The following is a 13859-nucleotide window of genomic DNA, read 5'->3' as shown; positions in this document are numbered from 1 at the left end:
TGCCGGGCTTCCGGCTGTTGTACCGGGGCCGGTCCGGGTACACAGGAGGCATGTTGCCGCAGTCGCTGTTCTGGGAACGCAAGGACACCTCAGGCGCCGAGCACGCCCTCGTCGACTCCTCGGCCGGGCTGTACGCGCGGGGCACCGCCCTCGCCGTCGACCCGATTCCGTACACCTGCCGTTACGAACTGCGCACCGACACCGACTGGATCACCGGATATCTCGACGTCATCGCCGAGGGTGCGAACTGGTCGCGCAGCGTGCGGCTCGAGCTGGCCGCCGGCCGCTGGCGCGCCACCACCAAGGAGCAGGGCGACCTGGACGCCGTGCTGTCGTCGGCCGGGCACGCCGGCGCCGGCTTTCCCGGCATCGATGATCCCGATCGCCTCTTCGGCGCCTTCGACGTCGATCTCGGCGGCTCGCCGTTGACCAACACCTTGCCGGTACGCCGTCTCGGTCTGCACGAGGCGCACGGCGCGGAGGTCGGCGTGGCCCATCGCCTCAGCGTGGCCTGGGTCCTTCTGCCCAGCCTCGAGGTGGTGCAGGCCGATCAGATCTACACGGCGCTGCCGGACGGCCGTGTCCGCTACGCCAGCGAGACCTTCAGCGCCGACCTGAGCATCGACGACGACGGTTTCGTCATCGACTATCCGGGGCTGGCCGCCCGGGCCGACGGCAAGTCCGGCTGAGGTCCACCCTGCCAGACGGCGCGCCCGGCCGGGGCGGAACCCGCGCCCGGCCGGGGCGGAACCCTAAGCCAGGCCGGGCTGGGGCCGGTTCTCCCACTTCGTGGACAGAGCGATGGCCGTACGGGTCGAGGCGACGCCCGGTGTGCGATTGATCCGGACGATCAGCTGTTCCAGCTCGGCGATCGTCCCGACCCGCACGGTCAGCTGGTACGACTCCACGCCGGCCATGAAGTAGCAGCTCTCCACCTCGGGCATCGCGCGCACCGCGGCCAGCACGTCGTCGGTGTCGGCCCCGGAGTCCTCGATGATGCCGATGAGCGCGGTGACGCCCAGCCCCAGCGCCTCGTGGTCGACCTCGGCCCGATATCCGCGGATGGTGCCGGCCGCTTCGAGCTTGCCGACGCGCTCGTGCACGGCGGGCGCCGACAGCCCGACCTTGCGGGCGAGCTCCGCGTACGACGAGCGCGCGTTCTCCCGTAGCAGCTCGATCAGCCGCAGGTCGATGGAGTCCATGCTGATGACCCTAATCGGGTGGCAGATCGCTACTCACGCCCGGTAGCGATGAATCGTCGGCAGGATAACGATCACTGTCGCAATTAGGGCTTTTTCCGCATTCCAGGGACTCGGTTCCGGGGCAATGCTCTAATGGCTTTACGTCCCGATCGAGCACGCCGACACTCACCGTGATCACGGCCGCTCCAGAACACCGACGCGAGGAGGGGGTTGTGGACACTGGAGATCGTCTGCTGACACCGGGCGAGGTGGCCGCGCTGTTCCGCGTCGACCCGAAGACGGTCACGCGCTGGGCGGCCGCCGGGCGCATCGGCAGCATCCGCACTCCGGGTGGCCACCGCCGGTTTCGCGAATCCGAGGTCAGGGCCCTTCTGGAGGGCGATGGCGTGGTCGAGGAAATGCGCGAGGACGACGCCGCCAACCGGCCCCGTAATGCCGGACCGAGCAATCCGGGCATGGGTTACGGCCCGCCCAACGGGTTGCGCTGAGCATTCAGCTCACCCTTCCAACGGGTCAGAAGCGTGTGGGGTACGCCAAGAGCGTCCAGCGCTTTGCCCGCCACGAAGTCGATGAGCTGCTGCGCGGTCGCCTGAGCCCCGGAGCCGTAGAACCCGGGGCTCGCCGGCAGGACGACCGCACCGGCGTCGAGCAGAGCAATCAGATGCTCGAGGTGACTGCGCGTGACGGGGGTTTCCCGCGGCACGATCACCGTGCGTCGCCGTTCCTTGAGGTTGACCTCGGCCGCCCGCTGGAGCAGGTCCTTGGACAGCCCGATGGCGATGCCGGCGCAGGCCGCGGTGCTGGCCGGCACCACGATCATGCCCTTGGCCGGGTACGAGCCGCTGCTCGGCCCGGCCGCCAGGTCACCGGCCGGCCAATATGTCAGGTCACCCAGATCGCGCGCGAGCCACGCGCCGAGGTCGTCCTTCCAGTGCGCGTCCCGCACGGTCGCCCCGGTCTCGTCGAGCAGGGTCAGCCGGGCCGCCCGCGAGATGACCAGGTCGACCGCCTCGCCGGCGTCCAGGAGCGAGGTCAAGACCGCTTTGGCGTACGGCGTACCGGACGCCCCTGAGACACCGACGATCCAGGGTTCACGCATGCCTCAAGTGTGCCCGTCAGTCCCGGAACGGCTGAGCCGATGCCGGGAATGCCTTCTCCAGCGGGTACCAGGCCGACGAATCGGCCGGGTCGGCCACCGTGACGCCGGCCAGCAGAGCGATCGCCTCCGCTCGCTTCGACTTCGGTGTGCTGTGCGCCTCGACGACATACCGGCCCTGTGCGGCCAGTTTCGCGCAGGGCTGGCCGTTCACGGCATTCTCGTACGTCTCACAGACGACCTTCGTCCCCGTCGGCTTCAGATAGCCCGTAGCCCGCGGATGGAGATCGAACGACAGGCCGGGGAACGTGTTGCCGAACTTGGCGGACGGATATTGACGGTCCGGGTCGAGCAGCATCAGCCGGACCACCTCCGCCGGCGCGACCAGCACCGTCACGTCGTCCCCACTGACGGCGACCGACATGATCCGGTAGCCCGACGGCACGGAGCTCGCCCGAAACGGAATGGTGACGTCGTAGGCCGGCGAGGACCGGAAGGCCTCGGCCACCTGCCGTGCGTCGTGTTCGGTGCCCGGTTCCCGAAGTGCCACCATGGCCCAGGCGCCTTTCTCGTACTCCCAGGCCAGCATCGGGCCGGCCGCCCCTCCGTCCGCCAGCGCGATCCGAACGGCGGAGTGGCCACCAATCGGGTCGATCTTGGTGATCGTGCCGTCCCGGTATACGCGACGAGGATCGACCCCGTCGTTGTAGACGGTCAACGTGCCGACGCTCTCGGCGCCCCGGAGAATGTCGGCGTGCTGGTCGGCGAGCCGCCAGGCGCTCGGATCGGCGACCCGGAACTTCCCGGCCGCGAAACCCTTGAAGCGGTACGCCACCTTGGGCGCCGCGACGACCGGGGGCGCGGAGGTCACGGTGGCGGGCGCGGCCGGCGGCGGCGCCGGCTCGACGGCGCGCGGGGTGAGGGCCTGTGGCACCCCGATCGCGGCGGCTACCGCCACCGCGACCACAGACGCCCACCCGGCGTTCCGGCGGATCTTCCGGCGCTTGCCCGCGCTCACCACGTCGTCGACGGAGTGGCGCAGCGGCGGCGCGTCCTGGCGGGCGGCCTCTTCCATCAGGTCAGACAGCTGCTTCATGACGGCCTCCGGTCCGCTCGTCGATATCGAGGTCAACGCCGAGGACGCGGCGCAGCACGTCGAGTCCCCGGGCCGTGTAGGCCTTGACCGTGCCCTCCGGGCAGCGCAGGGCGGCCGCGGTCTGCTGGACGCTCAGGCCCTCCAGGAAGCGCAGGACCAGCACCGCTCGCTGCTTCACCGGGACGCGCAACAGCGCCTGCCGCAGCTGGACGCGGTCGTCGACGCCGGGGGCCGGGTCGGCCGCGATCCGCTCGGGCAGGGCGGCGTGGCTGTGGGACTGCTCGCGCCGCCACCACGGCCGGCGGGTTTCGTCGATGGCGGCGCGGACCACCGCCGTACGGGCGTAAATGTCTGGTTTATCGACCCGGTTCCACTTCACGTACAGCCGGGCCAGCGCCGCGAGGACCGCGTCCTCGGCCACCTGCCAGTCGCCGCACGTGAGGTAGGCCAGCCCGCGCAGAGACTCCATCTGCGCGCCGACGAACTCCCGGAACTCGGCCTCTTTGTCGCTCACGCGGATTAGACGGAGGCCGATGCCCCGGGGGTTACAGGAGAATCAGATCGAGCAGGGCGAAGAGGAACAGCGCGATGCCGACGAAGCCGTTGGCCGTGAAGAAGGCCCGGTTGACCTTGGAGAGGTCGTTCGGCGTCACGACGACGTGCTGATAGACGAAGGCGGCCGCGGTCAGCGCCAGGCCGATCCACCAGAGCCAGCTCAGGCCGGCGACCTGACCGAACCAGACGAACAGCGCGAACGTCACCACGTGGGTGGCGGTCGAGATGTGCAGGGCCGTGCGCACGCCGAAGCGGGCCGGCGTCGAGTGCACACCGATCTTGCGGTCGATCTCCACGTCCTGGCAGGCGTAGATGATGTCGAAGCCGCCGATCCAGAGGCCGACCGCGACGCCGAGCAGCCAGGCCGGGCCCGATCCGGAGAACGTGCCGGTGATGCCGAGCCAGGCGCCGACCGGGGCCACCGCCTGGGCCAGGGCCAGCACATAATGCGGGAAGTTCGTGAAGCGCTTGGCGTACGGATAGACAACCAGCGGAATCACGGCCAGCGGGAAGAGCACCAGGCAGAGCCAGTTGAGCAGCCCGGCCGCGACGGCCATGACCACCAGCGAGACGATCGCGCCCGTCCAGGCCGTACGCGGGGAAACCGCCCCTGTCACCAGCTCGCGGTTGCGGGTCCGCGGGTTCTGCGCGTCGATCTTGCGGTCGAGGATCCGGTTGGCCGCCATCGCGAACGTCCGGCCCGAGACCATCGCGATCGTGATGAGCAGCAGGTCGAACCAGTGGATGCCGGTGCCCTCGCGGTCGAGCGCGACAGCGGCCGACAGATAGGCGAACGGCAGCGCGAAGACCGAGTGCTCGATGGCGACCAGCCGCAGGAACGACTTCACTTTGCCCGGCTTCTCCGGGACCGCGGCGACCGCTGTCATATGCCGTATTCCTTCCAGCGTTTGTCCACCAGGCCCACGACCTCGGGCGACATCGTCATCTCTTCCGGCCAGCCCCGCGTGTAGCCCTCGCTCGGCAGCTTACGGGTGGCGTCGATGCCGGCCTTGCCGCCCCAGAACTGCTGGTAGGAGGCGTGGTCGAGGTGGTCGACGGGCCCCTGGTTCAGCATCAGGTCGCGGTCGTAGTCGACGTTGCCGAAGGCCCGGAACGCGACCTCGTTGTAGTCGTGGACGTCGCAGTCCTCGTCGACGACCACGATGAGCTTGGTCAGCGACATGAGGTGGGCGCCCCAGATCGCGTTCATGATCTTCTGGGCGTGCTTCGGGTACCGCTTGCGGATCGAGACGATCGCGCAGTTGTGGAAGACGCCGGCCGCCGGCAGGTCGTAGTCGACGATGTCGGGGATCAGCATCCGCAGCAGGGGCAGGAAGATACGCTCCGTCGCCTTGCCCAGGCCGTGGTCCTCCTGCGGCGGCTTCGACGTGATGATCGAGTGGTAGATCGGCTTCTTGCGCATCGTCATTGTCTCGACGTGCAGCACCGGGAAAGGTTCAACCGGCGTGTAGAAGCCGGTGTGATCGCCGAACGGGCCCTCGGGCAGCCGCTCCCCGGGCTCGATGTAGCCCTCGAGGATGATCTGGGCGTTCGCCGGCACCTGGAGCGGGACCGTCAGGCAGTCCACCATCTCGACCCGCTCGCCGCGCAGGAAACCCGCGAAAAGATATTCGTCGATGTCGGACGGGAGAGGAGCGCTTGCCGAGTACGACACCACGGGGTCACAGCCGATCGCGATGGCGACCGGCAGACGCTGCCCCAGACGCTCGGCCACCGCGTGATGAGCGGTCGAGTCCTTGTGGATCTGCCAGTGCATGCCGAGCGTGTTCCGGGAGTGCTGCTGAAGGCGGTAGAGCCCCAGGTTGCGCTTGCCGGTCTCGGGGTGCTTGGTGTGGGTGAGCCCGAAGTTGTGGAAGATGCCGCCGTCGCCGGGCCAGACCTGAAGGCCGGGCAGCAGGTCGAGGTCGACCTCGTCGCCCTTGAGCACCACCTCCTGGCAGGGAGCGGTCTTGACCTTGCGGGGCGGCAGCGACTTGAGCTGGAGCACCTTGCCGATGCCCTCACGGATGCCGGACCAGCCGACCGGGAGCTCGGGTTTGAGCATGGCGCCGATGCGGTCGCCCACCTCGTCGAGCGAGTCGACCCCGAGGGCTATGGCCATGCGCTTCTCGGTGCCGAACAGGTTGATCGCCACGGGCATGTCACCCCGGGTCGGCCGCTCGAACAGCAGCGCCGGGCCACCGGCCCGAACCGTGCGCGTCACCACCTCGCTGATCTCCAGCGTCGGGTCGACCGGAACGGTCACCCGCCGCAGCTCACCGGCCGCCTCGAGAGCGGCGACGAAGCTTTGCAGATCTTCATAGGGAAACCCACGCGGCGCCATGCACACCAGTCTTCACCACGGCTCCGGCAGTGCCGAGCCGGGGCGATCACCGTCACTCGCGATGTCCGATTCGAGTTGGAGTGGGCGATTGTTCCCTTGGAGCGGAGGTGCCCGGTGAAGGTCCGCAACGTGGCGCGCTGGTGTGTCGCGGCAGGACTGGCCACCGCGCTGATCAGCGCGACCCCGGCCGTCTCCGCCGGAAGGCACGACTCTCTGCCGGCCTGCCCACCGGCCGAGCGCTCGACTCGACCACCCACGACGCCCGCCGGCCCCGGCGCCCCGGGTGCGTGCCGGGCGGCGACCGGCCCAATCGTCGAGTCGGGGGTGCGGCTTCCGCGACGGGGTGAGGCCGGCTTCACGCCCAGCGGTTATCACCATCTGGGCGCCAACACCGGCGGCGAGTGGGCCGGCATCTCCGGCCGCATGTCGATCGTCGACGGCTCGATCCGGCCGCGCTCGTACGACTTCGTGGCCGGCCGCTTCATGGTCAAGCGCAACATGGGCCGCGGCGTCATCACCTGGCTCGAGGCCGGCTGGGCCGAGACGGGCTGGTCCGGCCCCGGACGGCAGCACATCTACACCTTCAACACCAACACCAAGACCTGGCAGTTCTACGACCAGTACGCCTTGAGGCCCGGCGACAAGGTCTGGCTCGACCTGCACAGCGACCCGGGCGGGGTGTGGAGCGCCTGGCTCTGGTGGGGCAACCGCTGGAACCTGCTCACCGCCCAGCGCATCCCGATCGGCACCACGGCCGTGATGGAGCAGTACGTCGAGGTGCACGTCGACGCCGGCCGCCCCGGCCTGATCGACGTGCCCCCGGTGACCGTCGACAACGTACGGCTGCGCCCCGGCGACGGCGGCGAACCCCGCCTCTGGCGTGAGGACGTGCCCACCTTGACCGGCACCGACCCCGCCCAGCGCCAGCAGCGCGGCGGCTTTTGCCTGGATTGGCGCACCAGGTACGACACCTGGACGGCCGGCGACTGCTCCCGCAACCAGGGCGGCCTGCTGCGCTCCGCGCCCCCTCCCGCACCACCGCTACCACTGGGCGACGCCGACGTGGTGGGCGAGCCGACCCACATAGAGCCGGCCACCGGCACACAGGCCTCCACCGCGCCAGGCTCCACCGCGTCCCGTTCTACCGCGCTGGGCTCCACCGCGTCCGGTTCCACCGCGCCGGGCTCCACCGCGTCCCGTTCTACCGCGCCAGGCTCCACCGCGTCCGGTTCCACCGCGCCGGGCTCCAACGCGCCGACCCACGACAAGCCGGCCCACGCCGGGTCAGCCCTCGACGCGCCGAACCGCGCCGGGTCGACCCACGGCCTGCCAACCCACCTCGGACCAAGCCATAACCAGCCAACCCACGGCAGGCCCATCCACGATCAGCCGACCCACGGCGCGCCGCCCCAGAGCGGGCCGCCCCAGAGCGGGCCGCCAAAGAGCGGGCCGGCCCACGGCGGGCCGCGTCCGGTGGCTGAGGGGCCCGGAAAGCAGAAAGAGCCGGGGCAAAAGCCCCGGCTCCTTGGTGATCTGCTCGATTAGCCCGCGTTGGCGTACGAGTGCAGGCCCTCGAAGAACAGGTTGACCCCGAACAGGTTCATCAGCATGGTCACGAAGCCGATCAGCGCGATCCACGTCGCCACCGTCCGCTTCACGCTGGGCGTGGCCCGCGCGTGCAGATATCCGGCGTAGACGATCCAGGAGATGAACGCCCACACCTCCTTGGGGTCCCAGCCCCAGTAGCGCCCCCACGACGCCTCGGCCCAGATCGGGCCGGCGATCAGGGCGCCGAAGGTGAACAGCGGGAAGGCGAACGCGTGCAGGCGGAACGTCAGCCGCTCCAGCAGCGCGGCCTCGGGCACCCGCTTGCCCAGCGTGTACGGGAAGCTGCGCTTGCCCTCGTCGTAGCCGTTGCGGATGAGGAACATCGCGGCCGGCACGGCGCCGATCAGGAAGATGCCGGAGCCGATGATGACCGTCGAGACGTGGATGATGAACCAGTACGAGTTCAATGCCGGCACCAGCGGGCCGACCGGCGTGTACGCGATGAGGCTGGCCGCGCCGAGCATCACGACCAGGGCCAGCGTGGCGAACAGGCCCAGATGGCGCACCTTCGGGCGGGTCAGGACGACGCCCGCCCACACCGCCGAGGCGACGAAGGTCGTCGACAGGATGTACTCGTACATGTTGCCCCACGGCATGCGGTCGGCCGCGACACCGCGGGTGACCAGGGCGCCGAGGTGGAGCAGCAGCGCGAGCACGTTGAGGCCGACCGCGATCCGCCCGGTCAGCTCAGCCCGGTCACGCCGGACAGGCACGGGCGGCTCGGAGGAGACGGGCGGCTCGGCGGAGACGGGCGGCTCGGCGGAGACGGGCGGCTCGGCGGAGACGGGCGGCTCGGAAGACGAAACGGGAGCACCCGCGCCCACCAGCTGACGGGCCGGGCGCGCCGCCGCCTTGCCGATGTGGCTGCGCTTGCCGAACGCGTACTCCCCCGCGTAGCAGATCATCGCGAACAGGTACGCCAGGACAGCGGCGGCCAACAATTGATTAGACAGCTCCGCCATCAGGACGTCCCTTCCTCGGCGGTTTTGACCAAAGATGCGAATTCATCGGGAAAACCGGGATAGTCGGTGCGCGGCAGCCCACCGGCCACCAACAACGTACCGCCGGACGATGCCGGCGTACCTGGCAGGGCGCGGAACCAGACGCGGCGCCGCTGCCCCCACAGCGAGAGCATGAGACCGGCCAGACCCAGGACGGCGCCGACGAGGGCCAGCGACTGCGTGGGGTCGTGCCGGATGGAGAGCGTGGCGAACGGCCGCGTGCCGAGGAACTCCAGCTTGCTGCCGTCGTCCAGGGTCCACGTCTCGCCGACCCGCAGCGGGTGGGGCCGGGCGCCGGTGATGTTCTTCAGCTCTCCGGTGGCGATCTGGCCCTGGTCGAGCGAGTACACCGAGCGCGGCGTGCCCACGTCGAGGCCGAGGTCGCCCTGATAGGCGGTGAGGTAGAGGGCGGGGTCGTTCTCGGCCGGGAAGGCCGAGGTGGCGCTGCCGTCCTTGGCCACGGTCGGCAGATATCGGCCCTCGAAGGCTATCTGGAGCTTGTTGTCCCGCTTGCCGGTCTGGGGATCGATGTTGACGTCCGGGAACTGCGCGACACCCTCGCTGGTCTGCATCGCGTCGACCGGCAGGAACGGCACGACCTTGGTCTGTGCGACCCCGTACCGGTCGGTGTAGCGCAGGATCGGCGCGTATCCGTGGCCGAGCAGGTGGACGCTGGCGCCGTTGAGCCGCAGCGGGTCGTTCACGGTGAACTTGCGCGTCTCGGCCGGTCCGCCGTCCTGGGTGACCGAGACGGTCGCCGAGAACGTCTTGGGCTGGCCGGTGCTCTGGAAGGTGGCGTCGAAGTCGGTCAACTTGAGGCAGAAGTCCGGCAGATCGGCCGCGGTGACCCGCGGGCCCAGCGTCGAGTCGTCGTACTGGACCAGCGAGTTGCAGAAGCCCTGGCCGGCGCCGCCGACGAGGATGCGGTTGCCGTGCCAGCCGTACCAGTGACCGAAGCCCACACCGATCAGCACGGCCAGCATGCTGATGTGGAAGAGAAGGTTGCCGGTCTCCTTGAGATAGCCCTTCTCGGCCGAGACGGTGAAGCTTCCGTCGTCCTGTTCGCGCACTTTGGTGCGGAATCGGCGCTTGCGCAATTGCTGGGCGATCACCGCGGCGGCCGCGGCCGGCTCCTGCGAGCTGGTCCACTCGTCGCTGTGCTGCGGCAGGCGCCCGAAGCGCTTCGGCGCGTCCGGCACGGCGATCCGCAGCGCGCGCACGTGGTCGATCAGCCGCGGCACGACGCAGCCGATCAGCGAGACGAACAGGAGCAGATAGATCGAGGCGAACCACGGCGAGGCGTACACCTCGAAGCCGCCGACCTTCTCCAGCCACGGCGCCAGTTCCGGGTGCGCCGTGTAGTACTGAGTGACCTTTTCCGCGTTCACCGCACGCTGCGGGAAGACCGAGCCCGGAATCGCGGCGACGGCCAGCAGGAAGAGCAACACCAGCGCCGTACGCATGCTGGTCAGTTGCCGCCACGAGTTGCGCAGCAGCGCCCACACCCGGTTTCCCCGGCGGGGCGGCGGGGCGGCGGGCGGCGCCTCCCGCTCCTCGACGATCGTCACAGGATGCCCTCCGCTCCGAGGTCGAAGGTCGTCTTCAGCCAGATCAGGAAGTCGTTCCAGCCGCCGGTGACGAGCGCGAGACCGACCAGGATCAGCAGCACCCCGCCGACCCGGGTGACCCAGCGGCTGTTGCGGCGGATCGCCCGGAAGACCCCGATCAGCTTGCTGAAGAAAAGACCGAAGAGCACAAACGGAAGACCCAGGCCCAGGCTGTACGCCACGGCGAGCAGCACGGCCCGGTCGGTCTGACCCGAGGTCATGCCCATGGCCATGACCGCGCCGAGCGTCGGCCCCACGCAGGGCGCCCACGAGATCGCGAAGATCGCCCCGAAGATCGGCGCGCCGACCAGGCCGGCCGCCGGAAGCTTGGTGATGCGCAGCTCGCGCTGAAGTCCCGGGATCCAGCCGAGATAGCCGAGACCGAGCACGATGATCAGCACGCCGAGGGTGACGTTGAGCGCGTCCTGGTGGCGGATCAGGAAGCCGGCGTTCACCACGACCACGTTGAGCAGGATGAAGACGACCGCGAAGCCGAGCACGAACAGGCTCGTCCCGGCCAGCACCCGGCCCTTCGACCGGATGCGGGTCAGGGTCGCGACGCCGCCCGCCGCGCCTTCGGGCTGCGAGCTCTCCTGCCGCGAGTCGAGGTCCGACCCGGCCAGGCCCGTCACGTAGGACAGGTAACCCGGCAGAAGGGGCAGGACACAGGGCGACAGGATGCTGACCAGGCCGGCGATCGCGGCCACGGCCAGGCCCAGGATCAGCGGACCCCCGGTGGCGATCGACGCGAACTGCTCGCCCATCAGCCGTTCCCCTCCGCGGCCACCTTTTCCACCAGGGGCTGCAACTGGGTCACCGTGGTGGCCTGGCGGATCGCCACGGCGATCCGGCCCTGGCGGTCGATGATCAGCGTGGCCGGCGTGCTGGTCTGCGTCACGTCGAACTGGAGCGCGACCTTGCCGTCGACGTCGTAGATGCTGGGGTACGTCACCCGGTTGCGCTCGAACTGGATGGCCGCGTCCCGGTCGTCACGCGTGTTGACGCCCACGAAGGTCACGTTCTGCGCCTTGGTCGACTGGTACGTCTTCTCCAGGTCGTCGGCCTCGGCCCGGCACGGCGCGCACCACGAGCCCCAGAAGTTGACCACGACCACCTTGCCCAGGTCGCTCTTGAGGTCGTACTGCTTGCCGTCGAGAAGTTCGCCCTTGACCTCCTTGACCGGCGTGCGCTGGTCAGGGGCGCAGTCGACGACGCCGTCGGCCGTGGAGCACTTGTCGGCCCAGCTGTCCCCGCCGCACCCGGCTAACGCACCGGCCGAGAGGACGGCGGTGGCCAGGACGATGGCGAGGCGGCGCACGGTCAAGCTCCCTTGGCGGTCTTGGCTGTCGCGGACAGGGCCACCAGGTGGGCGGCCGGCTCGGAATAGTCGATTCCGACGATCCTGGAGTCTTCGAAGTGGAACGAGGTGAGGCTGGCCAGCCCGCACTGCCGCTTACGCGGATCGTGCCAGAGCCGCTTCTTCTCCACGTAGCGCCGAAGCGTCCAGATGGGCAGTTGGTGCGAGATGCAGACGGCCTCGTGGCCCTCGGCGGCGACCCGGGCCGCCTGGACCGCGGCGAACATGCGCTGCGCGATCACGATGTACGCCTCACCCCAGGACGGGGTGATCGGGTCGCGCAGCACCCACCAGTGCCGCGGGTTGCTGAACGCGCCGTCGCCGACCGACACCTTCTTGCCCTCGAAGAAGTTCGAGCTCTCGATCAGCCGCACGTCGGTGGCGATCTCGAGGTCGAACTCGGCCGCGATCGGCGCCGCCGTCTCCTGTGCCCGCTCGAGAGGGCTGGAGACCACGTAGGTCACGTCGCGGTCCTTGAGGGCCTCGGCCGCCGCCTTGGCCATCTGCTTGCCCAGCTCGGAGAGGTGGAAGTCGGGCAAGCGGCCGTACAGGATCTTGCCCGGGTTGTGGACCTCGCCGTGGCGCAGCACGTGCACCGTGGTCTTCGTGGACTCGCTCATCGTGCGGCCGCCCTCGCTGCGTACGGAAGCGCCGTCGCGATCTGCTCCAGCGCCGCGTCGTCGATCGCGGTCGACACGAACCACGACTCGAACGCGCTCGGCGGCAGGTAGACCCCGCGCGACAGCATCTCGTGGAAGAACGCCTTGAACGCCCCGGCGTCCTGCGTCTTGGCCGAGTCGTAGTCGACCACGTCGACCTCGGTGAAGAAGATCGAGAACATGTTGCCGGCGAAGGACAGCCGGTGCGGCACGCCGGCCTTGGTCAGCTCGTCCGAGGCGAGCGCGCCGATCGTGGCCGACAGCTCGTCGAGCCGCTTGTAGACCGCCTCGTCGGCCAGCCGCAGCGAGGCGAGCCCGGCCGCGCAGGCCAGCGGGTTACCCGACAGCGTGCCGGCCTGGTAGACCGGGCCGGCCGGGGCGAGCCGCGACATCACGTCGCGCCGCCCGCCGAACGCGGCCGCGGGCAGGCCGCCACCCATCACCTTGCCGAAGGTGAACAGGTCGGCGTCGACCGGGTCGAGCCCGGCCCAGCCACCGGCCGAGACCCGGAACCCGGTCATCACCTCGTCGACGATCAGCAGCGCGCCGTGCGCGTGGGCGATCTCGGCCAGCCGCTGGTTGAAGCCCTCGCGCGGGGCGACGACGCCCATGTTGCCGGCGGCGGCCTCGGTGATGATCGCGGCGATCTCGCCGCCGTTCTCCCGGAAGACGGCCTCGACGGCCGAGACGTCGTTGTACGGCAACACGAGCGTCTCGCTCGCGGCGGCGCCGGTGACGCCGGGCGAGTCGGGCAGCCCCAGGGTGGCCACGCCCGAGCCGGCCGCGGCCAGCAGGGCGTCGACGTGCCCGTGGTAGCAGCCGGCGAACTTCACGATCTTGGAGCGGCCGGTGAAGCCGCGGGCCAGCCGGATGGCCGACATGGTGGCCTCGGTGCCCGAGTTGACCAGGCGGACCTCGTCGACGGCGGTGCGCCGGACGATCTCCTCGGCCAGGTCGACCTCGCCCGCGGTGGGCGTGCCGAAGCTGGTGCCGCGGGCGGCGGCGGCCTGGATCGCGGCGATGACCTCGGGATGCGCGTGGCCGTGGATGAGCGGGCCCCACGAGCAGACCAGGTCGACGTAGCGCCGCCCGTCGGCGTCGGTGAGCCACGGACCCGAGCCGTGCGCCATGAATCGGGGCGTGCCACCGACCGCTCGGAACGCACGCACGGGTGAATTGACCCCGCCCGGCACGATGGCCTGGGCGCGGTCGAACAGGGCCTGGGAAGCCGGGGCGTCCTCCGGGTAGGGGAGGCCCTCGGCGCGGTATGAGGTGGTCACAGCGGCTCCCATTGTGTCAGCGCGCTCGGGCGAGAATCTCAAGAGGGTTCCTCA

The 13859-nt window shown here is 69.9% G+C and carries 15 protein-coding genes; 3 read left to right on the top strand and 12 right to left on the bottom strand.

Translation table 11 applies throughout. The features are described 5' to 3' along the window. Nucleotides 1–50: 50 nt before the first annotated feature. The gene (locus ACQP2X_RS01165) at nucleotides 51–689 is read left to right on the top strand and encodes a putative glycolipid-binding domain-containing protein (protein ID WP_498693753.1); all 639 of its coding nucleotides are present in this window, start codon (nucleotides 51–53) and stop codon (nucleotides 687–689) included. A 63-nt stretch (nucleotides 690–752) separates the two neighbouring features. On the opposite strand, the gene ACQP2X_RS01160 is transcribed toward ACQP2X_RS01165, so the two are convergent. Continuing rightward, nucleotides 753–1202: an Lrp/AsnC family transcriptional regulator gene (locus tag ACQP2X_RS01160; protein ID WP_097327836.1), complete on the bottom strand. Its 450-nt coding sequence runs from the start codon at nucleotides 1200–1202 to the stop codon at nucleotides 753–755. A 212-nt stretch (nucleotides 1203–1414) separates the two neighbouring features. Here ACQP2X_RS01160 and ACQP2X_RS01155 point away from each other — a divergent pair, with 212 nt between their 5' ends. Next, a complete protein-coding gene (locus ACQP2X_RS01155) occupies nucleotides 1415–1690 on the top strand; it encodes a BldC family transcriptional regulator (RefSeq protein ID WP_026206443.1) in 276 nt (91 codons plus the stop codon). Here ACQP2X_RS01155 and ACQP2X_RS01150 read toward each other — a convergent pair. The 5 genes from ACQP2X_RS01150 to ACQP2X_RS01130 are packed head-to-tail and all read right to left on the bottom strand — an operon-like array spanning nucleotide 1663 to nucleotide 6293. Next, a complete protein-coding gene (locus tag ACQP2X_RS01150) occupies nucleotides 1663–2301 on the bottom strand; it encodes a UbiX family flavin prenyltransferase (RefSeq protein WP_498693752.1) in 639 nt (212 codons plus the stop codon). The two genes, ACQP2X_RS01155 and ACQP2X_RS01150, sit on opposite strands and share 28 nt — an antisense overlap. A gap of 16 nt (nucleotides 2302–2317) precedes the next feature. Further along, the gene (locus tag ACQP2X_RS01145) at nucleotides 2318–3394 is read right to left on the bottom strand and encodes a hypothetical protein (protein WP_498693750.1); all 1077 of its coding nucleotides are present in this window, start codon (nucleotides 3392–3394) and stop codon (nucleotides 2318–2320) included. Further along, the gene (locus ACQP2X_RS01140; RefSeq protein WP_498693749.1) at nucleotides 3378–3908 is read right to left on the bottom strand and encodes a SigE family RNA polymerase sigma factor; all 531 of its coding nucleotides are present in this window, start codon (nucleotides 3906–3908) and stop codon (nucleotides 3378–3380) included. Before ACQP2X_RS01140 ends, ACQP2X_RS01145 begins: the two co-directional genes overlap by 17 nt. A 31-nt stretch (nucleotides 3909–3939) precedes the next feature. Then, a complete protein-coding gene (gene mqnP / locus ACQP2X_RS01135; protein ID WP_498693748.1) occupies nucleotides 3940–4836 on the bottom strand; it encodes a menaquinone biosynthesis prenyltransferase MqnP in 897 nt (298 codons plus the stop codon). Beyond that, on the bottom strand, nucleotides 4833–6293 hold the full coding sequence (locus ACQP2X_RS01130; RefSeq protein ID WP_498693747.1) for a menaquinone biosynthesis decarboxylase: 1461 nt from the start codon (nucleotides 6291–6293) through the stop codon (nucleotides 4833–4835). Before ACQP2X_RS01130 ends, mqnP begins: the two co-directional genes overlap by 4 nt. 114 nt (nucleotides 6294–6407) lie before the next feature. Between ACQP2X_RS01130 and ACQP2X_RS01125 the strand changes: the two genes are divergently transcribed. Then, a complete protein-coding gene (locus ACQP2X_RS01125) occupies nucleotides 6408–7838 on the top strand; it encodes a hypothetical protein (RefSeq protein ID WP_498693746.1) in 1431 nt (476 codons plus the stop codon). Here the strand turns inward: ACQP2X_RS01125 and ccsB are convergent. Genes ccsB through hemL form a run of 6 tightly spaced genes read right to left on the bottom strand, consistent with a single transcriptional unit; the run spans nucleotide 7835 to nucleotide 13817 of the window. Next, on the bottom strand, nucleotides 7835–8863 hold the full coding sequence (gene ccsB, locus ACQP2X_RS01120; protein ID WP_498693744.1) for a c-type cytochrome biogenesis protein CcsB: 1029 nt from the start codon (nucleotides 8861–8863) through the stop codon (nucleotides 7835–7837). The genes ACQP2X_RS01125 and ccsB overlap by 4 nt on opposite strands. Then, nucleotides 8863–10470, bottom strand: coding sequence for a cytochrome c biogenesis protein ResB (gene resB / locus ACQP2X_RS01115; protein ID WP_498693743.1), 1608 nt, complete (start codon nucleotides 10468–10470; stop codon nucleotides 8863–8865). Before resB ends, ccsB begins: the two co-directional genes overlap by 1 nt. Next, nucleotides 10467–11273: a cytochrome c biogenesis CcdA family protein gene (locus ACQP2X_RS01110; RefSeq protein ID WP_498693741.1), complete on the bottom strand. Its 807-nt coding sequence runs from the start codon at nucleotides 11271–11273 to the stop codon at nucleotides 10467–10469. The genes resB and ACQP2X_RS01110 overlap by 4 nt, the downstream gene beginning before the upstream one ends. Next, nucleotides 11273–11833 (bottom strand): TlpA disulfide reductase family protein, encoded by a 561-nt coding sequence (locus ACQP2X_RS01105; RefSeq protein ID WP_498693740.1) that lies wholly within the window; start codon nucleotides 11831–11833, stop codon nucleotides 11273–11275. The genes ACQP2X_RS01110 and ACQP2X_RS01105 overlap by 1 nt, the downstream gene beginning before the upstream one ends. Next, nucleotides 11830–12486: a histidine phosphatase family protein gene (locus ACQP2X_RS01100; protein WP_498693738.1), complete on the bottom strand. Its 657-nt coding sequence runs from the start codon at nucleotides 12484–12486 to the stop codon at nucleotides 11830–11832. The genes ACQP2X_RS01105 and ACQP2X_RS01100 overlap by 4 nt, the downstream gene beginning before the upstream one ends. Then, a complete protein-coding gene (gene hemL, locus ACQP2X_RS01095; protein WP_498693737.1) occupies nucleotides 12483–13817 on the bottom strand; it encodes a glutamate-1-semialdehyde 2,1-aminomutase in 1335 nt (444 codons plus the stop codon). The genes ACQP2X_RS01100 and hemL overlap by 4 nt, the downstream gene beginning before the upstream one ends. Nucleotides 13818–13859: the final 42 nt, after the last annotated feature.

This window comes from Actinoplanes sp. CA-131856 (genome assembly GCF_050956135.1).
In the GTDB taxonomy this organism is placed as follows: Bacteria; Actinomycetota; Actinomycetes; order Mycobacteriales; family Micromonosporaceae; genus Actinoplanes.
The sequence above is the reverse complement of the archived record's forward strand: the minus strand, read 5'-3'. Positions and strand labels throughout refer to the sequence as shown.

Excerpts from the sequence above, each read along its gene's own strand:
- ACQP2X_RS01165 (WP_498693753.1), top strand. The coding sequence starts at position 51 with ATGTTGCCGCAGTCGCTGTTCTGGGAACGCAAGGACACCTCAGGCGCC.
- ACQP2X_RS01110 (WP_498693741.1), bottom strand. The coding sequence starts at position 11,273 with ATGGGCGAGCAGTTCGCGTCGATCGCCACCGGGGGTCCGCTGATCCTG.
- hemL (WP_498693737.1), bottom strand. The coding sequence starts at position 13,817 with ATGGGAGCCGCTGTGACCACCTCATACCGCGCCGAGGGCCTCCCCTAC.
- mqnP (WP_498693748.1), bottom strand. The coding sequence starts at position 4,836 with ATGACAGCGGTCGCCGCGGTCCCGGAGAAGCCGGGCAAAGTGAAGTCG.
- ccsB (WP_498693744.1), bottom strand. The coding sequence starts at position 8,863 with ATGGCGGAGCTGTCTAATCAATTGTTGGCCGCCGCTGTCCTGGCGTAC.
- ACQP2X_RS01150 (WP_498693752.1), bottom strand. The coding sequence starts at position 2,301 with ATGCGTGAACCCTGGATCGTCGGTGTCTCAGGGGCGTCCGGTACGCCG.
- ACQP2X_RS01130 (WP_498693747.1), bottom strand. The coding sequence starts at position 6,293 with ATGGCGCCGCGTGGGTTTCCCTATGAAGATCTGCAAAGCTTCGTCGCC.
- ACQP2X_RS01100 (WP_498693738.1), bottom strand. The coding sequence starts at position 12,486 with ATGAGCGAGTCCACGAAGACCACGGTGCACGTGCTGCGCCACGGCGAG.
- ACQP2X_RS01160 (WP_097327836.1), bottom strand. The coding sequence starts at position 1,202 with ATGGACTCCATCGACCTGCGGCTGATCGAGCTGCTACGGGAGAACGCG.
- ACQP2X_RS01145 (WP_498693750.1), bottom strand. The coding sequence starts at position 3,394 with ATGAAGCAGCTGTCTGACCTGATGGAAGAGGCCGCCCGCCAGGACGCG.